This is a genomic window from Phenylobacterium sp. LjRoot219, assembly GCF_964252995.1.
In the GTDB taxonomy this organism is placed as follows: domain Bacteria; phylum Pseudomonadota; class Alphaproteobacteria; order Caulobacterales; family Caulobacteraceae; genus Phenylobacterium.
The window spans coordinates 1158459-1177006 of sequence record NZ_CAXUQI020000002.1 but is presented as its reverse complement, the minus strand read 5'-3'; the positions used below and the strand labels follow the sequence as shown (position 1 = coordinate 1177006).

15 protein-coding genes are annotated in these 18548 nt (G+C 67.2%); 7 read left to right on the top strand and 8 right to left on the bottom strand.

Annotated elements, in window-relative coordinates:
* The first annotated feature begins 199 nt into the window (after positions 1 to 199).
* The 5 genes from ACSQ14_RS23455 to ACSQ14_RS23435 all read left to right on the top strand — a co-directional run bounded on the left by ACSQ14_RS23455 (position 200) and on the right by ACSQ14_RS23435 (position 5571).
* On the top strand, positions 200 to 898 hold the full coding sequence (locus ACSQ14_RS23455; RefSeq protein ID WP_436017065.1) for a sugar transferase: 699 nt from the start codon (positions 200 to 202) through the stop codon (positions 896 to 898).
* Between the two features lie 11 nt (positions 899 to 909).
* Complete coding sequence (locus ACSQ14_RS23450; protein WP_436017063.1) at positions 910 to 2154, top strand: glycosyltransferase; 1245 nt, start codon at positions 910 to 912, stop codon at positions 2152 to 2154.
* Positions 2155 to 2216: 62 nt separating this feature from the next.
* A complete protein-coding gene (locus ACSQ14_RS23445) occupies positions 2217 to 3569 on the top strand; it encodes a lipopolysaccharide biosynthesis protein (protein WP_436017061.1) in 1353 nt (450 codons plus the stop codon).
* Positions 3566 to 4201 (top strand): acyltransferase, encoded by a 636-nt coding sequence (locus ACSQ14_RS23440; RefSeq protein WP_436017059.1) that lies wholly within the window; start codon positions 3566 to 3568, stop codon positions 4199 to 4201. The genes ACSQ14_RS23445 and ACSQ14_RS23440 overlap by 4 nt, the downstream gene beginning before the upstream one ends.
* Positions 4202 to 4206: 5 nt before the next feature.
* A complete protein-coding gene (locus ACSQ14_RS23435; protein ID WP_436017057.1) occupies positions 4207 to 5571 on the top strand; it encodes an O-antigen polymerase in 1365 nt (454 codons plus the stop codon).
* Positions 5572 to 5593: 22 nt separating this feature from the next.
* Here the strand turns inward: ACSQ14_RS23435 and ACSQ14_RS23430 are convergent, their stop codons facing one another.
* Positions 5594 to 7312, bottom strand: a complete 1719-nt coding sequence (locus tag ACSQ14_RS23430; protein WP_436017055.1) for a right-handed parallel beta-helix repeat-containing protein — start codon at positions 7310 to 7312, stop codon at positions 5594 to 5596.
* A gap of 573 nt (positions 7313 to 7885) precedes the next feature.
* On the opposite strand from ACSQ14_RS23430, the gene ACSQ14_RS23425 reads away from it, so the two are divergent.
* A complete protein-coding gene (locus ACSQ14_RS23425; RefSeq protein WP_436017053.1) occupies positions 7886 to 9601 on the top strand; it encodes a hypothetical protein in 1716 nt (571 codons plus the stop codon).
* A gap of 31 nt (positions 9602 to 9632) precedes the next feature.
* On the opposite strand, the gene ACSQ14_RS23420 is transcribed toward ACSQ14_RS23425, so the two are convergent.
* Complete coding sequence (locus ACSQ14_RS23420) at positions 9633 to 10943, bottom strand: UDP-glucose dehydrogenase family protein (RefSeq protein WP_436017051.1); 1311 nt, start codon at positions 10941 to 10943, stop codon at positions 9633 to 9635.
* Between the two features lie 239 nt (positions 10944 to 11182).
* Between ACSQ14_RS23420 and ACSQ14_RS23415 the strand changes: the two genes are divergently transcribed.
* On the top strand, positions 11183 to 12196 hold the full coding sequence (locus ACSQ14_RS23415; protein ID WP_436017049.1) for an NAD-dependent epimerase: 1014 nt from the start codon (positions 11183 to 11185) through the stop codon (positions 12194 to 12196).
* Between the two features lie 17 nt (positions 12197 to 12213).
* On the opposite strand, the gene ACSQ14_RS23410 is transcribed toward ACSQ14_RS23415, so the two are convergent.
* Genes ACSQ14_RS23410 through ACSQ14_RS23385 form a run of 6 tightly spaced genes read right to left on the bottom strand, consistent with a single transcriptional unit; the run spans position 12214 to position 18379 of the window.
* Positions 12214 to 12966, bottom strand: coding sequence for an SDR family NAD(P)-dependent oxidoreductase (locus tag ACSQ14_RS23410; protein WP_436017047.1), 753 nt, complete (start codon positions 12964 to 12966; stop codon positions 12214 to 12216).
* Complete coding sequence (locus ACSQ14_RS23405) at positions 12966 to 14105, bottom strand: fumarylacetoacetate hydrolase family protein (protein ID WP_436017045.1); 1140 nt, start codon at positions 14103 to 14105, stop codon at positions 12966 to 12968. The genes ACSQ14_RS23410 and ACSQ14_RS23405 overlap by 1 nt, the downstream gene beginning before the upstream one ends.
* Positions 14106 to 14160: 55 nt before the next feature.
* Positions 14161 to 15282 (bottom strand): ThuA domain-containing protein, encoded by a 1122-nt coding sequence (locus ACSQ14_RS23400; protein ID WP_436017043.1) that lies wholly within the window; start codon positions 15280 to 15282, stop codon positions 14161 to 14163.
* 16 nt (positions 15283 to 15298) lie between these two features.
* Positions 15299 to 15997 carry a TetR/AcrR family transcriptional regulator gene (locus ACSQ14_RS23395; RefSeq protein WP_436017041.1) on the bottom strand — a complete coding sequence of 233 codons (699 nt, stop codon included), beginning with the start codon at positions 15995 to 15997 and terminating at the stop codon, positions 15299 to 15301.
* Positions 15998 to 16010: 13 nt separating this feature from the next.
* Positions 16011 to 17696: a GMC oxidoreductase gene (locus ACSQ14_RS23390; protein ID WP_436017039.1), complete on the bottom strand. Its 1686-nt coding sequence runs from the start codon at positions 17694 to 17696 to the stop codon at positions 16011 to 16013.
* Between the two features lie 8 nt (positions 17697 to 17704).
* Positions 17705 to 18379: a gluconate 2-dehydrogenase subunit 3 family protein gene (locus ACSQ14_RS23385; RefSeq protein ID WP_436017037.1), complete on the bottom strand. Its 675-nt coding sequence runs from the start codon at positions 18377 to 18379 to the stop codon at positions 17705 to 17707.
* Between the last annotated feature and the right edge of the window lie 169 nt (positions 18380 to 18548).

Genomic DNA, 18548 nt, shown 5'->3' with positions numbered 1-18548 from the left:
TCTTCACCGGACGGATACCACGGTGAAGCCTAACAACGGTCTTAATCTGTGTTTACCTAGCACTACCGTGACGTGCATCCTCTGGGGCTCGTGCAAGGCACACCGCGGTCGCCTGAAAAGCAGGCGATCAAAGAAGTGTTGCTAAACGCTGCGATGATCCGGCTGGCACGCGCTAGAACTGAACAACGGGAGTGCGGACATGTACATTTCCGGTACAAAAGAGGTCGAGTTTGCGGCCATTCCGCGAGGGGTTAGTGCGGGCCGAGATATCCAAACTACCCGCAGACCTGCGCCCATAGCCTGTCGAATTTTCGACATTATCTTCGCTATGTCTGGGTTGATCTTCGTCGCTCCGCTGATGATCGTCGTTGCGATCGCGATCAAGATCCAGGATGGCGGCCCGATTTTTTTCGGACACTCGCGCATAGGTTACGAGGGCAGGAGCTTCCGCTGCTGGAAATTCCGTTCAATGGTGGTCGACGCCGAGGCGCGCCTGAGCGCGCTCCTGGCCCGCGATCCCGAGGCGCGGCGCGAATGGGAAGCCGATCAGAAGCTTCGTCGTGATCCGCGCGTGACCTTGCTCGGCCGCTTCCTGCGGGTCTCCTCGGTCGACGAGATTCCGCAGCTCTTCAATGTATTGCGGGGCGAGATGAGCTTGGTGGGCCCGCGCCCGATCGTGACCGGGGAAGTCGCCCGCTACGGTCGACGCTTCGCGCAGTACTGCTCGGTGCGGCCCGGGATCACCGGCCTCTGGCAGATCAGCGGACGCAACGACGTGAGCTATCGACGGCGGGTCGCCATCGACACGGTGTTTGCGAACACCCTGTGCCTCTCCCTCTACCTGAAAATCCTCTTCGCCACCGTCCCGGCGGTGATGAAGCGCGATGGCTCTTACTAGGGTTCAACACAGTGAATCAGCACATCAAAGCCTTTCCGGTGCGGCCGGAAGACCGGGCCGATCGTCGCCCGCCCATGGTCATCGTTCACGTGCTGACCCGCTTTCTGAAGACCGGTGGGTCGGAGCAGAACACCATCATCAACTGTCGCGCCCAGGCCGCCGAAGGCCACCGCGTGATCATCATTCACGGCTCTGATTTTCACGAGGAGACTCGCCGCGCGGCGTCGGAGGTCGCGGAAGTGATCTGCGTCGACGCGCTGGTGCATCCGGTCGACGCGATCCGCGACGCGCGCGCCCTGGTGCAGATGACGACCCTGTTCCGTCGGCTGCGCCCCGACGTCGTGCATACCCACCAGAGCAAGGCCGGCGTTCTGGGACGAATGGCGGCCAAGCTGGCGGACGTGCCGGCGATCATTCACAGCGTGCACATCCTGCCGTTCGTCAACGTCGGCTGGAAGGCCGAGGCCGCGTACAAGGCGGTGGAGCGGTTCTGCGCGCTGTTCACCGACGCCTTCATCAGCGTCAGCCCGTCGTGCCGAGACGCCTATCTTGACCTCGGCATCGGTCGCCCGGATCAGCACTTTGTCGCGCTCAGCGCGATGAACGTCGATCGCTTTAAGATGGCGCATCCCCCGGAGGACTGGCGTGAGCTGCTGCGCCTTGAGCCCGGCCAGGCCAAGCCGCCGACCGTCGTCATGGTCGCCGCCTTCGAGGCCCGCAAGCGACAGCTCGAGCTGATCCGCGCCCTGCCGAAAACCTTCGCCGGCCTGCCGGCTTGGCGGATGCTGTTCGTCGGCGACGGCGAGCTGCGCGCCGAGGCGGAGGCGCTGGTGGCCGAGCTCGGGCTCGGCCGCAGCGTCTGCTTCTCCGGCTATCGCACCGATCCCGAGAGCCTGATTGCGCTCGCGGACGTCTGCATGCTGACGTCCGTGCGCGAGGGCCTGCCGCGCGTGCTGATCCAGTACGCCGCCGCGGGCAAGCCGGCGGTGGTCAGCGAGCTGCCTGGCCTGTCGGACGTCGTCCTGCCGGACGTGAGCGCGATCATCACCCCGCCCGACAACCCCGTCGCCGCCGCCCAGGCCGCGGCGCGGCTGCTGAGCAATCCGGCGGATTGCGCCCGTCTGGCCAAGGGGGCGCGCACCGTGCACGTCGACGCCTGGTCGCCGGAGTCGATGATGCACCAGATCCGCCGCGCCTATGAGAGCGTCATGCCCCGTCTGCGCGCTCCGGCGCTCCTGTCCAGCGTCAATCCCTGAGCAGAGCCATTGCGAGGGCGTACCCAGCTATGAGCAAGCGTCAGCTCCGCGCGGTTTCCAGAATGGACCGGCTCCGCGGCCAGATCGGCCGCTACCAGGGCTTCGCGATCAGCGCGGGCTTCCGCGGGCTGGGGGCGATTTCGACCCTGGTGGTGTACCGCGTGGGCGCCACTTTCTACTCGCCGTCAGAGCTCGCGCCGCTCTATTTCAGCATCACCCTGTCGGCGATCCTCACGCCGCTGCTGATGCTCGGTCTGAACACCTATTCGGTGAAGCGGCTGCCGGCCTTCGACGACGAGCGGGAGGCCGCCGGCTTCATGGAGTCGGTGTTCGGCCGTTACCTGAAGGTCGCCGTCCTCGCAGCCGTCGTCGTCGCGGGCGGCCTGGCGATCGGCGCGCTCTTCAAGCCGGAGCTGATGCAGTTCGCGATCCTCGCGCCGGCGCTGCTGCTGTTCCTGCCCGCCTCGTCGTTGATCGGAAGCTTCTTCCAAGGCCGATCGAGGTACAACACCGCCATCTTCATGCTCAACATCTGCAACAGCGCCGTCCTGGCGGGGCTGCTGCTGGCCTCCGGACTCGCGCCGCAGCCCCACCGCTTCGCCGGCCTGCTGCCGATCGCGATGATCTTCTCCTCGGCCATCACGATCACGATCTGCGTCTCGCTGGCGGTGCGCACGTTCAAGCTGGCGCCGTTGCGCGCCTTGAGGCGCTCGGCCGCCGCGCGGCTGGACGCCGCCCATCGCGGCGAGGTGTTCCGCTTCTGGGCGGTCCTCGTCCTGATGAATCTGAGCCTCTGGACGCCGCTGGTCGTGCTCTATCTCGTCGGGCCGCGCGAGCAATATACCTATGCGTCCGTCGCCGAACGGCTCGGCAACGCCATCAACTTCTTCCTGATCATCTCCAACTTCTTCCTGGCCCCGATCGTCGCGCGACACTTCCCGCGCGGGGAGATCTCGGAAATGAGCAGCCGGCTGTCGCAGATCACGCGCCTGACCGCGTTGTGCGCAGCGCCGGTGGCCTTGGTGGTGATCTTCCTGCCTGGGCTGGTGCTTTCGCTGTTCGGCAAACACTACGAAAGCGGCGCGGTATTCCTGTCGATCATGGGAATTGCGCAGTTCTATGCCGTCGTGATGGGCTCGAAGAACATTATCCTGAACATGAGCGGTCACGAACGCGACCTGCTCTGGACCATCGGCATCGCCTTCGGCGTCGAACTCCTCACCATGGCCGTGCTGGGCCCCACGCTGGGGGCGGTCGGCTTCATCATCGCCTACGCCGTAAACCTGGGCTGCCAGAACACCCTCGCGGGCCTGGCGGTGAAGCGGCGGATCGGCATTCCCTTCTGGCACATCATGCCGGACCGCAAGCCGGCGGGCTCCCCGACCGCCGTCGCGCCGGCGAGGACGGGCACATGAACCAGATCGCACCCTCCCCTATGAGCACAGAAGTCGAGGCCGCACCGCGCTATGGCGAGATGGGCGGCAAGGGCCGCGGCATCTTCGAGAAGTACGCAGGCGTCATCAACGCCATCCGCTCGGCGTCGCGCCTGCTGCCGCGGCGCTTCTACGCCTCGACCTACTTCGTCTTCGACGCCGCTCCCGGCAATCTCGGGATGTTCTTCCGCTACCTCTACGCCTGTCGCCTGGCGAAGCGTTGCGGGATGAACGTCACGATCGGCAAGCGGGTCACGGTGAAGGACTGGGGCGGCCTTTCGATCGGCGACAACGTCGCCGTCCATACCGGGGTCTACATCGATGCGACCGGCGGCGTGTCGATCGGCGACAACAGCTCGATCGGCCACTACGCCTCGATCCTGTCCTTCGACCACACCTGGGACGATCCGACCACGCCGATGAAATACAACCGGCTCCGGTTCGAGCCGGTCGAGATCGGCGCCGACGTCCTGGTGTTCGCCGCGGCACGTGTGCTGGCCGGCGCTCGGATCCAGAGCCGGTCCCTGATCGGCGCGAACGCCATCGTCCGGCCGGGCGTCTACACCAGCGGACTCTATGCGGGGGTCCCGGCAAAGCTGATCAAGGCGTTCTAGATCCGATGGTCACGTCCGTGCACCTGCTTGCGATCGTCTGCCAACTGCTGTTGCTGGGAGCGCTCTGCTGGACGCAGTCTCGATCCACCTCTGTTCTGATGTACCGGTACTTCACCCCGGCGGGGTTCATCACCTTCTGGTACATGATGTACTTCCTCATCGAGCAGCTCGCCTACATGAGCAACGGCTACACCATGCTCGGCATGGAGACCCTGACGCCTGACCAGTCGATCGCCGTCTACGAGCGCACCCAGCTGCTGCTGATCGCGATGCTGGCCTCCATGGCGGCGGGATCGGCGCTGGTGCCGCTGCCGCGGCGCACCCTCGAGCCGGAAGAATTCACCCAGACCCTCGGAAAGGGCGTCGGGCCGTGGACGGCCTTGGTCGTGCTGGCGTTCTTCGCGCTGGGCATCGCCGCGACCATCTATCTGGGCCGCCAGTTCACCCACCTGACAAGCGTCGGCCAGTTCCGCTCGGGGCTGGTGAAGTCGGCCGACGGGCTGATGGCCACCATCGTGCAGTTCCTCGGAAACTTCGCCTTCTCGGTGCTGCTCTACTGGCTGGTCCGGGCGCGCCGCTACCTGCTCGTCGCCGGCCTGGTCGGGGCGTTTTTCGTCGCCATCCTCTACACCGGCGCGCGCGGGCGGTTCCTGTGGCCCACCCTGATCGGCATGGCCTTGGTGTTCGCGGCCAGCAACAGGCTGCCGACCGCACGCCTGGTGATCGCCGGCGTCCTCGGCGTGTTCGCGCTGTCGATCATGGACCCTCTGCGGAAGTCCCTGGTCGATCCGACCGCGACCTTCACCATCACCTCGGCCGGCGACTTCGTGTCGGATCTGCTGAGCAAACGCAATTTCGATGGGTTCGCGAACTTCGGCCTGATCTCCGGCACCGGTTTCATCGAGCCCCACCTCAGCCGGCTGATCGCCGGCGCGAGGGATCCGTTCATGATGACCTTCTTCCCGGTGATCTATCGATCCGGGGTGGCGTTCGGCTCCACCCTGCCGGGCTATTTCTATGTCGCGGCCGGGGTTCCGGGCGTCATCATCCTCGGCGCCTTCTACGGAGCCACCCTGCAGCTGATCAACCTGCTGATGCGCTCGCTGCGATCGGTCTGGCTGCTGTTCGCCTACATGTACGCCATGATGTGGTACTGCGCGGTGGGCGCCGACTTCGTCGAGTCCCGCAACAAGATGCTGGCGGCGATGGCTCCCGGCCTCATTCTCTGGGGGCTCTCGCTCTTGGGACCGCTCTACCAAGCGCAGCGCCAGCCGCGCTGGTCGCGTCTCCGCAAGGAATCCTTGCGCCACCCGCATCCGCCCGCGGCCTACCCGGCCACCGATCGGACGACGGCCAGCTCCGGGAACTAGCGTCGCTTCGCCGAAGCGTGTCTCAGTCGATGCGTTCGCCGGATCGGCTCGTACAGCGATTGTCGCGGAGGCTCAGGTTGCGGACCCCTTCGGCGTAAATGCAGCCCTGCGCGACATTGGTGATCCGGTTGCCGCGGATCGCGACGTCGGCGCCCACCGGAGCCGACGTCAGATAGGTCCCGTTCTGCACGTAAACGCTGATCGCGGCGTGCGGGACGGATCGATTGCGATCGCCGCCGGTGTCGCGGACCTGGTTGTTCAGCACGGCGATGTTGAACGGGCCCGCGCCTTCCTTCCACGGCTTGAGGCTGGTGAGGAGGCGGACGGCGTTGAAGCGCAGGCCGCTCATGACGTTGTCCTCGATCACGCCGTTGGGCGTTTGCGCCAGGATCCCGTGGCACTGGCACGGCCCGATGCGGTTGCCGGAGATGACGTAGCGCCGCCCCAGCAGATCCAGGTTGCGCGCGTAGGCGAGGGCCAGCGGCGGAGCCGGCCGGTCGAGCTTGACGCGGGCATGCTGCGGGCTCGGCAGGAACTCCCGCACGCGAGCCTGGGACAGGTAGCCGCCGGACAGGTCGAAAAAGGCCAGGGTGTCGCCGACGGCGATCACGTCGGTGCGGTGCGACAGGATGATCTCGTCGGACCCGGGGGGCGCGCTTTCGACCCGATGCACCACGGTCGACAGGTTGATGGCGTCGTCGCCCTGATCGCGGATCACGCTGTCCCGCAGGATCAGGTCTCCGCCGAAGGAGGTCACGTGCACGCCGTCGTACTCGACACTGAGCGGCGGCCCGTTCGGCCGGGCGCGGATCTCCACGTTCACCAGCGCCAGCCCCCGCCCCATCCGCTCGATGTCGAAGCCGGCCCCGGTCGAGCCGTGAATGACGACGCGGTCGAAGATGAGGTCGCTCGTGGCGTGCCGATGGTTGGCGTCGCGAACCTGGACCGCGGCGCCCTGGTAGTGGTGGTACTTCAGCAGCACCGGCGCGCCCGGCGGCAACTTGTCGAAGGCGGCGCCCGCCGAAAGCTCGCCGCCGGCGTTCTGCAGCTCGACACCCTTGCGCCCGAAAAAGAACCGACGGTCGACCTCCTGGGTCCTGACGATCACCTGGTGAAGCTTGGCTCCCGGGACCGCGCCCGGGTCGAGCCGGATGACCTTCTCACCGTTCTTCTCCACCACCACGCCGGACCCGGAAGTCGGCGTGTCGTAGTCGATCGTCACGCCGCTGAGCCGCAACCGCTGGCAGTTGCTGATCACCAGCCCGTTGCCGGCCGACGCGACCAGCAGCGTCGCCCCCGCCCCTTCGATCGTGAAGTCCTGCAAGTCGCGCAGCACCAGGGCGGCGTCGGCGTCCACGACACGGGTGCGCGAGGCCAGGCGGTAGACCCCCGGGGCGAGCACCAGCCGGTGAGCGCCGGAGCTTCGGGCCTTCTGCAAAGCCTCCGCCAAGATCGCGTCGGCGTCGGCGCCTTGCGCCGGTGGCTTGACGAAGACGGTTCCAGCGGCCGCGGGCGGTCGCGGCGCGAGCACGACGACGCGGATCGGCCGGCCGTTGGCGCCGGTGCGCTGCTCGACGAGATCGCCTGGCGCCGGCTTGACCGGGCTGATCGCATCGCGCTGAGCGATCGTGCGCCAGTCGTCAAACGTGGCCCCGTCAGCGACGCTGGTCGCCACGCTGGCGGCAGGCGTCAGGACGATGGCGAGGACTGCAATCCTCGGCAGGACGACCGTCAGCTTCAAGTGACCTCCATCCCCACGCCGTCGCAGGACTTCGACCGCTTCCGCGCGGATCGACGCCTCTCCGGACGACGTTCCGCAGCGCGGAAGACGTCACATCATTGAACGGCAATGTGGAGCTTTCGCGGCAGGCCTGCGCTGGCGGAGGCGCGCGACCGCAGGTCGCGAAGTCAGTCGACCCGGATCGGAAGCAACTTTTTCCGGAGGGCGCGGTCTCCCGCGCCAGCTTTCCGGCCGCCGGGCGCCAAACGTAGCAAACCGCGGGCGCTCCAGAGCAGGAGCGTCAGTACGCACCGGACCAGCAGGTTCGTCGCGCGCGAGGTCGAGCGTCGGGAGATGATGAGATGCCGGGACCCGATGGGATAGGCGATCGGGACGGGGCGTTCGGCCTCGGTCACAAGAATCTTTCGTCTATTCTCGTTAGAGTTGACTACGAATTAGGCGCTCGGGCGCCGTCAAATGCAAGGCCGCACATCTTTGCCGACCGGCGGCGAGATCCGCCCCTTGCGAACCACAACGACGGGTTGTAATCTGTTTAACTTGGGGTTGCGTATCCTCAGGTGCAGGTAGCCGCGCATGCGACGAGCCGTCGTCAACCCTCTGATCATCATTGTCCTTGGACTTGGATCGCAGGTCGCGGCGGCGCCGGTCGCCACTGCGCAAAGCCCCTCCTTTGCGACGTGGCGCACCCTCGCGGAGAGCCAGCCGACCAGCCCGGCGAAATCCGTGGCGGGCGACTATGTCGAGCGGCGAACCATGCCGAACGGCGCCAGCGTGGTCGCCGTGGTGAAACTGCCTACGGTGACGGGACCGGTCGTAACCGTGAGCCCTCCCGGCGCCGGTGTGGACGCGACTCCTGTCCTGGCGCAGGCGATGGCGAACGCAGCGTCGATCGGCGCCCACAAGCTCACCCTGTTGCCGGGCGTCTATCGGTTTCTGCCGCGCGCCAGCGGCGGGGACGGCATGCTCCTGGTGCGGAACCTGAGCGACTTCACCATCGAAGGCGCCGGCGCCACCCTGCTGTTTGCGGGGGCCGGCAGCGGCATCGCGGTCTCGAACGTGCAACGCCTTCGCCTGACCGGCATGACGATCGACTATGACGTCCCCACCTCCGGGAGCGGCGTGGTGGCGGAGGCGGGCGGCTACAAGACGATCAAATTGGACAGCGGCCAATTGCAGGACACGACGATCCACCAGATCACCGTCCAGTCTGCCGTCGACACCCGCTTGTTCTTCGGCAAGAGCGGCCTGCCCGTAACGATCATCGACAACGTGATGAGCGCGGGAACAAATTTCGACAGCCTGCCTGTCGGCGAGCGGGTGATCGTCAAATACGACTACTACGCAGGCGCGGCGATCATGATCAAAGACGCCGCCAACACGCACACCTCGAACGACATCGTCATTGACCGGGTCACGATCCGTAGCGCGACCGGCGTTGGGATCGACGCCGAACGCATGGGGCGCGGCCTCGCGATCGTGAACGTCACCATACAGGCGCGCCCCGGCGGCCCGCCGCTCAGCGCCGAATACGACGCCGTGCATCTGACGTCGTTCGCCGGCGACCTGATCATGCGAAACAACGTCATTCGCGATCAGGGCGACGACGCGATCAACATCTCGAGCGTGATCTACAAGGTCTCAGGCCCGCAGATCGGCGCCATGAGCGTCAACCTGACCCATCGCGCGGACGTCCTTGCGGCCGGCGATTCCCTGGCTTTCTTCGACAGTTCCGGGTCCTACGTCTTCTCCGCCAAGGCGCTCTCGCTCGCTGGCGGCGGGGACGCTGCGAGCGTCCAACTGGATAAGGCGCTGCCGCAGAGCGACATCGCCTACGCGCGCAACCTCAACCTTCTGGGGTCGCGGGTCATGGTCCGCAACAACACCATCGGCCCCTGTGGTTGCCACGGCATCCTCGTCCAGGTTCCGAACGCAGTCGTCGAACGCAATAGCTTCAAGTCTCTGCAGTTCAGCCCCGTGCGCGTCCTGACCAGCTTGGATCCCTGGTTGGAAGGGGTCGGCCCCTTCAACACCCTGATCCAGGACAACACCGTGAACAAATCAGGCGGCGAGTCGAGCCTGTCGGTGCCTCAGGCCGCCATCAGCGTCTACATGCAGCGCGGCACTGTGATGACCGACGTGACGCCTGGCGCCGACGTGTCGATCCTGCGCAACGTCCTCCAGGACGTCGCCCAGGACTGCATCTACGCCGACGGAGTCCAGAACCTGACCGTTCAGGGCAACAGCTGCCAGAGCGATAGGGGCGCAACCATCCCCTATCCCGGCAACTGAACGCACCACTCCGCGACCGAGGCGATCCGCGTCAGCTCCGCCCGACGCTGACGTACCTGAAGCCGTCGCGGCGGACTTCCTCCGGCTTGTAGATGTTGCGCAGGTCGACCAGCACTGGCGACTTCATCAGTCCCCTCACCCGCTCGAGATCCAGCGCCCGGAACTGATCCCACTCGGTGATAATCACCAGCGCGTCGGCCCCTTCGGCCGCCGCGTAGGGATCGTCCTTGAACTCCACCCGCGGCAGCATCTGCTTGGCCTCGTGGCCCTCGGGGTCGAAGGCCTGCACCCGCGCGCCAGCCGCCTGCAGCGCCGGGATGATGTCGAGGCTGGGGGCGTCACGCATGTCGTCGGTGTTCGGCTTGAAGGTCAGGCCGAGCACGCCGATGGTCTTGCCGGCCAGGTCCTGGCCCTCGACCGCGGCCGTGACCTTGCTGGCCATCGCCTTCTTGCGCTTGTCGTTGACCGCCACCGTGGTCTCGATCAGCTGCATCGGGGCCTGATAGTCCCGCGCGGTCTTGACCAGCGCCAGGGTGTCCTTCGGGAAGCAGGAGCCGCCGTAGCCCGGGCCGGCGTTGAGGAACTTGCCGCCGATCCGCTTGTCGAGGCCGATCCCGCGGGCGACCTGCTGCACGTCGGCGCCGACCGCTTCGCACAGGTCGGCGATCTCGTTGATGAAGGTGATCTTCATCGCCAGGAAGGCGTTGGCCGCGTACTTGATCAGCTCCGAGGTGCGCCGGCCGGTGAACTGGATCGGCGTCTCGTTGAGATAGAGCGGGCGGTAGAGCTCGCGCATCACCGCCTGGGCGCGCTCGTCGCTGGTGCCGACCACCACCCGGTCGGGGCGCTTGAAGTCCTCGATCGCCGCGCCCTCGCGCAGGAATTCCGGGTTCGACACGACCGCGACGTCGGCGCCCGCGTCAGCCCGTACGCGCTGCATGATCGCTTCGATCTCGTCGCCGGTGCCGACCGGCACCGTCGACTTGGTGACCACGACGGTGAAGCCCTCGATCAGGCCGGCGATCTCTTCGGCCGCGGCGTAGACGTAGGAGAGGTCCGCGTGGCCGTCGCCGCGGCGCGACGGCGTGCCGACGGCGATGAACACCGCGTCGGCCTTCTTCACCGCCTCGGCGGCCTCGGTGGTGAAGAACAGCCGGCCGGCCTTCACGTTGTCGGCGACCAGCTTGTCGAGGCCGGGCTCATAGATCGGAATGCCGCCGGCCTGCAGCCGCTCGATCTTGCCGGCGTCCTTGTCGATGCAGGTCACGACGTGACCGAAGTCGGCGAAACAGGCGCCGCTCACCAGACCCACATAACCGGTGCCGATCATCGCAACGTGCATGGCAATTCCCCAATCGAGTTAGTTCAGCCTGATGGAGCCACGGCGGACCGCCAAGAGTTGGCCCGATCGTAACAGCGTAAAGTTGCGGTTCTGCCGCATCTGCGAACACCTTCGGCTTACGTCGCCGTCGGCGTCCGTGACGGCGACGTCACTCGCAGGATCCGACCGTCGAAGTCGAAAATTCGACACCGAAGCCGCCTTACCCTAGCGCTTCAACAACTCACAGTTGGGGCGTTTCCATGACCATCCTCGTCACTGGCTCGGCCGGTTTCATCGGCTTTCACCTGAGCCGGCGGCTGCTCGAGCGCGGCGACGAGGTCGTCGGCCTCGACTCCATGAACGCCTACTACGACCCGAGCCTGAAGGCCTCGCGCCTCGCGCTGCTCGAGGCCTATCCCCATTATCGCCACGCCAAGCTTGACCTCGCCGACCGCGACGGCGTCGCCGCCCTGTTCGCCGAGCACCGGCCCGAGACGGTGGTCAACCTGGCCGCTCAGGCGGGCGTCCGCTACAGCCTCGAGAGCCCGGCCACCTATGTGGACTCGAACGTGGTCGGTTTCCTGAGCATCCTGGAGGGGTGCCGCGCCGTGCAGACCGGCAACCTCCTCTACGCCTCCACGAGCTCGGTCTACGGCGCGAACGGCAAGTTGCCGTTCAGCGTGCATGACGGCGCCAATCACCCGATCACCCTCTACGCCGCGACCAAGCTAGCCAACGAGGTCATGGCGCACTCCTACGCGCACCTGTTCGGCATTCCCTCGACCGGCTTCCGCTTCTTCACCGTCTACGGTCCGTGGGGGCGACCGGACATGGCCCTCTTCAAGTTCACCGACGCCATCCTCAAGGGGCGCCCGATCGACGTCTACGGCCAGGGCAGGATGCAGCGCGACTTCACCTATGTGGACGACATCGTTCAGGGCCTGGTGGCCGCCGTCGACCGGCCGGCGACGATCAATCCGCAATGGAATCCGCAGACCCCGGATCCGGCGACCAGCGGCGTCGCGCCGTGGCGTGTCCTGAACCTCGGCAACAGCCAGCGGGTGGAGCTGATGCGCTACATCGAAGTTCTGGAGGAGAAGCTCGGGCGCAAGGCCGAACTGAACCTGATGCCGATGCAGCCCGGCGACGTCCAACGCACGGAGGCCGACGTCGAAGAAACCCGGCGCGCGCTTGGCTATGCCCCGACAACCTCGATCGAGACGGGGGTCGCGAACTTCGTGGACTGGTATCTCGACTACTACGGCGCGCGCTAGCGGGCCGCGCTCGCCGCTCAGCGCCAGCCCGCGTCGATCCAGTAGCCGTGGCCGGTGCAGAAGCGCGCGTCGTCGGAGGCCAGGAACAGCGTCAGCGCCGCGACGTCGGCCGGCTCGATCCGGCCGTCCAGGCATTGGGCCGCGACGATCTCCGCCTCGCCTTCGGGCGTGTACCACTTCTGCTGCCGGGGCGTGCGGACGTTGCCCGGCAGGATGCAGGTGACCCGGATCCCGTCGCGGCCGAGCTCGCGGGCGAGCCCCCGGGTCATCCCCTCAATGCCGGCCTTGGCGGTCTCGTAGACCACCAGGCCGCGCAGGCCGAGGTGCCAGGAGATCGAGCCGAAGTTGATGATCGCGCCGCCGCCGACCGCCTTCATCCGCGGCGCCGCGGCCTTGGCGCAGAACAGCATGTGCTTGAGGTTCACCGCGATGCGGTCGTCGAAATAGGCCGGCGTCACCTCGTCGAGCGTGTGCCGGTCGTCGTTGCCGGCGTTGTTGACCAGCACGTCGACGTGGCCGATGCGGGCAAAGGCCTCTGCGATCGCCTCGACGTCCTTCAGGTCGCACAGGTGGAACACCGGCTTCGGCCCCGTCCCCTCCAGGCGCCGGATCAGCGCGTGCGAGTCCGCTTCGGCGATGTCCAGGAAGTGCACGTCCGCGCCCTGGCGGACGAAGGCCTCGACCAGGCCGGCGCCGATCCCCGAGCCGCCGCCGGTGACGACGACGCGCTTGCCCTTGAGGCTGGGATAGATCGCTGAAGCAGAACGCATCAGCCGCGCTCCCCGAGCAGGCCGCGGCCGGCGAGGTTGCGCATCAGGGCGGCGACCCCGAACGTCCACGGCGCCGCGGCCTTGGAGGTGGTCACTTCATTCTGCAGCATGCCGAGCCGGGGGCTCGTAATCCGCACCACGTCGCCCGGCTTGTGGGTGAAGCCGCGGCCCGGCTCGTCGCGGTCCTGGGTCGGCGCGAACAGGGTGCCGAGGAACAGGGCGAACCCATCCGGGTACTGATGCTCGCTGAGCGTCTGGCGCACCAGCTCCAGGGGATCGCGGCTGATCTGGTCCATCGAACTGCGGCCTTCGAGGCGGTAGTTGTCGGCCCCCTCGATCAGCAGGTCGACCTGCGCCTGCCGCACGTCGTCGAGGCCGAAGCCGTCGTCGAAGATCCGGATGAACGGACCGATCGCGCAGGAGGCGTTGTTGTCCTTGGCCTTGCTGAGCAGCAGGGCGCTGCGGCCTTCGAAGTCGCGCAGATTGACGTCGTTGCCGAGCGTCGCGCCGAGCACCCGGCCTACGGAATCGCAGACCAGCACCACTTCCGGCTCCGGATTGTTCCAGCCGGAGTCCGAGCGCACGCCGATCTGGGCGCCGTGGCCGACGGCGGCGAGCACCGGGGCCTTGGTGAAAATCTCCGCGTCCGGGCCGATCGCCACTTCCAGGTACTGCGACCACAGCCCGTCGGCGATCAGCGCCGCCTTCAGCCGCGCCGCGGCCTCAGAACCCGGCTGCACGGCGCGCAGGTCGGCGCCGACCCGCGCGCTCAGGTCCGCGCGGATGCTCTCGGCTTTGGCGGCGTCGCCCCGCGCCCGCTCCTCGATGACCCGCTCGACGGCCGACACCGCAAAGGTCACCCCGGCGGCCTTGATCACCTGCAGATCGACCGGGGCGAGCAGCGGCGCGGCGGCGAAGTCGAAGTCCTCCAGGTCGCCCAGGTCGCGCCCGCCAGCCGGCGGGCCGCGCCAATCCTGGAACAATTCGGCGACCGTCGGCGCCAGGGCGGTGACGTCGCGCAGCCGCCCGTCCTGGCAGACCACGACGATCGGCCCCTCCGGCGCGGCGAGGCGTCCCACGAAGGTCCCCGTACGCCAGTCCCGGGGCAGGTGATCGCCGAGAGATACCGAGCCGAGCATCCGACGCTTCCTCCAATCGATAGCCGATGTGCGACGGCGCCGAAGCGCCGCCCGTTTAGCGCCGCGCGCTCTTGGTGGCGCTCGGGCAGGCCTTGCGGTCCAAAGCCGTCCAGTCGAGCGCGCTGTCCAGCAGCGCGAGGTGCTGAGCGTCGCTGTAGGTTTCGGGCCGGTGGCCGATGGCCGAGTAGAACACCCGGCCCTTGCCGATGCAGTTGGTCCAGGCGATCGGGTGGTCGCCCATCCGCAGGTCCTGGCCGTGACCGTCCGGCTTGTAGCTGGACTCGTCGAGCGTCAGGAGGACGTGCGCGCCGGCGGCTCGCGGATTGGTGCGGAAGGAATACCACTCGTCGTTCATCACCCACTGCGGCGGCAGCTTGGCGGTGATCGGATGGCTGCGGTCCGCGACCACGACGCGGGCGTCCTGGAACTGCGGGGCCATCGGGTGTCCCTTGAACCGCGCGCCGATCAGGTCGTCCACGTACCAGTCCCAGAAGGTGGAGAAATCGCCCGCCGAGCCGTGCACGGCGAGGAAGCCGCCGCCGTTCTCGAGATAGTCCTTCAGCGCCTTGCGCTGCGCCAGGGTCAGCACGTCGCCGCTGACGTTGTTCCAGATCACCGCATCGAACTGGCGCAGCGTCTCCGGACGTATGGCCCCGCCCTTATCAGTCGCGACGAGGGTCCAGCCCTTCTGCGCCGCGAGCTTTTCGAACGCCGCGCGCGCCGCATCGACCGAGGGGCCGTCGCGGAACCCGTTGATCTTGTCGAACAGCAGCACGGCCGGCTTGCCCTTCGGGACCTGGAAGCTGACCGGCTCGTTGTCGTAGCGGGCGCAGCGGGCGACGCGATCGGCGTCAGTGACCGGCAGGGCGCGCAACTCGGCGTCGATGGCCGGCAGCGCGTCAGGCTTCAGACCGGTGAACCTGCTGGCCTCCTTGAGGGTCAGGATCGCCGCGAAGGTCGGCGGCTCGGTGCCGGCGAAGCGGGCCGGCAGCTTCTCGAAACGGCCCGGCGCGGCCTTGGCCAGCACCGCCTTGGCTGACGGACTGAGCAGCAGGTCGACGAGCGGCGAGTCGATCGAGAACGGCGCGTCTCGTAGCGGACAGTCGGTGACCGTCGCCGCCGCGGCCGGTCCGGCCAGCACGGCCATCGCCGCCGCCGCAATTGCAATCGCTCTCATGAGATTTCCGCTTCGATTAGGGGGAATTTGGTTCGGCGTGGGTCCGCTCGCGGATCCACGCCATGACGACGGCGACGACGCCGTCGGTGAAGGTCGCGGCGCGCTCTTCGTCCAGCGTTTGCAGCGCGGATTGGGTGCGGAGCCAGCCGCCGATCGCGTGCAGCACGAGGTTGGCGACGAAGTCCCAGTCGATGTCCCGCTGCGCGGGCGACGCGACCTCGGCCATGTTGTCCGCGAGCAGCCGCAGGTATCCGACCGCTCCCTCCTCATTCCATAGCCGGGGGAGTTCGGGGAAGGTCGCGGCGTTGGCCTCCACGAGTCGCAGCAGCCGCGTGTATTCTGGGTTTTGCGTCGTCCGCAGCAGCGTGAGCGCATGGTGCCGCAAACGACCCTCCAGGTCGTTCGGCAGAAGGTGGTTGAAGGCCGAAGCCCGCTCCCCCAGGCGCTCGCGCTGACTCTTGAGGAGCGACAGGAACAAGGCTTCCTTGCTCGGATAGCGCGTGTAGAGCGTGCCCTTCGAGACCTGCGCGGCGGCGGCGATGGCGTCCATGCTCCCAGCCTCGAACCCCGAGGCCAGGAACACGTCCAGGGCGGCCAGACGGATGACCTCGTCGATCGCCGCCGCGCGCTCGGCCGTCGGCCGGCCGCGCGGCCCCGGCTTCGCTTTGGCCGCCGCCGACGTCGCGACGCCGGCGGGGCCCCTGGTTCTGGCCATTGACCGCCCTCGTTCAGATCTTGCCCGCGCGCAGGAACTCCGCGGCGTGGTGCGCCGCTCGCGCACTCAGCGCCATATAGGTCAGGGAGGGATTCTGGCAGCCGCTCGACGCCATCGCCGAGCCGTCGGTGATGAACAGGTTCGGCACGTCGTGCGCCTGGTTATATCGGTTGAGCACCGACTTCGTGGGATCCTTGCCCATGCACGCGGTGCCCATCTCGTGGATGCCCAGCCCAGGCGTGCCCGGCGTGGCGGACGTATGCATCACGACGCCGCCGGCGGCCTGGATCATCGCCTTGCCGTCCTCGATAATCTGGCCGGCCATCTTCTTTTCGTTCTCGCCGATCGCGCACTCGATATGGACGATCGGAACGCCCCACTTGTCGGTCCGGGTGGGATGCAGAGTCACGCGGTTCTCCGGATTCGGCAGCATCTCGCCGAAACCCGAGATGTGGGCGAACCAGGGGCCGAGCTTGCGCGTGCGGGTCTTCAGGTCGGCGCCGATCCCCGGCATGCCGAGGGCGGCGTTGCGCCAGCCCATGCGCGACACCGCGCCCTGGAAGCCGTAGCCGCGCAGGAAGTCGCCGGGTTCGCTGACGTTGCGGTAGCGCGGGATGTAAAGCCCGGTCGGCCGCCGGCCGTGGTAGTAGGTGTTCGGCCCCTTGGGCATCATGCCCATCACCGACAGGGCGTAGAGGTGGTCCATCAGGTTGCGCCCGACCATCCCGGAGGAGTTGGCGAGCCCGTTGGGATTGGCTTCGGACTTGGAGTTCAGCAGGATCTGCGTCGTGCCGATCGCCGAGGCGCAGCCGAAGATGACCTTGCCCTCGTAGGTGCGGCCTTCCTTGGTGTTGGCGTCGATCACCCGCACGCCCGTCGCCTTCTTGGTCTTCGGATCGTAGATGATGCTGTGAACGATCGCGTCGGTGACGATCGTCAGGTTGCCGGTCCGCTCGGCCGCCGGCAGCGAGGAACTGAGGCTCGAGTGGTAGGCGCCGTAGGTGCAGCCACGCTCGCAGAACGAGCGGTTCTGGCAGCTGCTCCGGCCGAGCTCCTCATGATGCGGCTGGGCCTCGGAGAGGTTCGCGACCCGCCCGGGGATCACGCGGCGTCCCGGGAAGGCGTTTTCGACCGCCTGCTTGAACTGCAGTTCGCCGTCGTTGAGCCCGAACGCCGGCAGGAAATCGCCGTCCGGCAGTTGCGCCATGCCCTCCTTCGAGCCGGCGACGCCGATGAAGCGTTCGACGTGGTCATACCAGGGCGCGATGTCCGCGTAGCGGATCGGCCAGTCGGAGCCGTGGCCGTCCTTGGCGTTGGCCTCGAAATCCATCTCGCTCAGGCGATAGGATTGACGGCCCCACATGATCGAGCGGCCGCCCAGGTGGTAGCCGCGGATCCAGGCGAACGGCTTGTCCTCGGGGAAGCTGTACGGGTGTTCGCTGTCCTTCACCCAATACTGCTGTGTCGCCGCGGTGAAGGCGTAGCACTGGCCCTGGATCGCGTAGTCCTGCGCCAGCGTCTCCTCCGGCATCATGTTGGCGTTCGGCAGGTCCCATGGCTGCATCCAGTCGGTGTAGGAGGCGCCGTGCTCAAGCTTGCGGCCGCGCTCAAGGACAAGCGTCTTCAGCCCCCGCTCGCAAAGTTCCTTCGCGGCGATGCCGCCGCTCATTCCAGAGCCGATAACGATCGCGTCAAACATGGTCGGCCTTACATGAAAGCGGCGCCGCCGGCGGCGCGCGTCTCGGGAGTGACGGGAAGCGAGGGGCGCCATGGGCCCGGGGCGTGCTCGTAGACGAGCTCCTGGGTCAGGGCCGGCTCGGAGAAGTAGTAAAGGACGACGATCAGCTCTTTCAGCTTGGCGTAGCCTGGGTCCGCGACCCGCGGACCGTAACGCGCTGTGAGGCTCTGCGGCGGCGACTGCTTGAGCTTTCCGGTCTTCGGATCGGCGACCGTCGGCGCCTTGGCCATCGGGTCGGCGGCGGCCTCCGGGCGGGGCGGCCGCAACGCCGCGGCGTCATGCGCCGAGAGGAACTCGTGCCGCTCGGCCGGCGTCAGCGCGGTGAACGGTTTGCCCTTGGCCTGCCGTGCGCCGGCGTCGATGGCGTCCAGGGCGGCGATCAGTTCGGCGCGGCGCGCGGGCGCCGCCCAGTTGCGCAGCAGCGCGTCCACCTGCGCCGGCACCTCGACGTCGAGCGCGCCGGCCGTCTCGGTCTTCGGCACGATGGTGTCGGCGACCGCCGTCAGCAGCGAATACCGCGCCGGATCGAGAAGACGCGCGCTGGGCTTGGCGGCCGCCGCCAAGGCCTCGGCGGGCACGACGGTCGCGCCGGCGAGCAACAGAATCCTCTGCAACAGCGCGCGCCGGTCCATACTCAGGCTCACAGGCATTTCCCCTCCCTGATGTCCTCTCTGGGCTCGAACGAGCCGCGACGGGACGCCTAAAAGCACTATGTCGTTCGATTAAGCTTGTCGAGATCTGAGCCGGCAGTTTATTCAAAAAACAAACCAAATGTCGCAGGCTGGGCCTGCGCCGCTTCAAAGGGGGATAAGG

Coding starts and splice junctions, on each gene's coding strand:
- ACSQ14_RS23455 (WP_436017065.1), top strand. CDS start 200: ATGTACATTTCCGGTACAAAAGAGGTCGAGTTTGCGGCCATTCCGCGA.
- ACSQ14_RS23445 (WP_436017061.1), top strand. CDS start 2,217: ATGGACCGGCTCCGCGGCCAGATCGGCCGCTACCAGGGCTTCGCGATC.
- ACSQ14_RS23440 (WP_436017059.1), top strand. CDS start 3,566: ATGAACCAGATCGCACCCTCCCCTATGAGCACAGAAGTCGAGGCCGCA.
- ACSQ14_RS23435 (WP_436017057.1), top strand. CDS start 4,207: ATGGTCACGTCCGTGCACCTGCTTGCGATCGTCTGCCAACTGCTGTTG.
- ACSQ14_RS23425 (WP_436017053.1), top strand. CDS start 7,886: ATGCGACGAGCCGTCGTCAACCCTCTGATCATCATTGTCCTTGGACTT.
- ACSQ14_RS23420 (WP_436017051.1), bottom strand. CDS start 10,943: ATGCACGTTGCGATGATCGGCACCGGTTATGTGGGTCTGGTGAGCGGC.
- ACSQ14_RS23415 (WP_436017049.1), top strand. CDS start 11,183: ATGACCATCCTCGTCACTGGCTCGGCCGGTTTCATCGGCTTTCACCTG.
- ACSQ14_RS23410 (WP_436017047.1), bottom strand. CDS start 12,966: ATGCGTTCTGCTTCAGCGATCTATCCCAGCCTCAAGGGCAAGCGCGTC.
- ACSQ14_RS23405 (WP_436017045.1), bottom strand. CDS start 14,105: ATGCTCGGCTCGGTATCTCTCGGCGATCACCTGCCCCGGGACTGGCGT.
- ACSQ14_RS23400 (WP_436017043.1), bottom strand. CDS start 15,282: ATGAGAGCGATTGCAATTGCGGCGGCGGCGATGGCCGTGCTGGCCGGA.
- ACSQ14_RS23395 (WP_436017041.1), bottom strand. CDS start 15,997: ATGGCCAGAACCAGGGGCCCCGCCGGCGTCGCGACGTCGGCGGCGGCC.
- ACSQ14_RS23390 (WP_436017039.1), bottom strand. CDS start 17,696: ATGTTTGACGCGATCGTTATCGGCTCTGGAATGAGCGGCGGCATCGCC.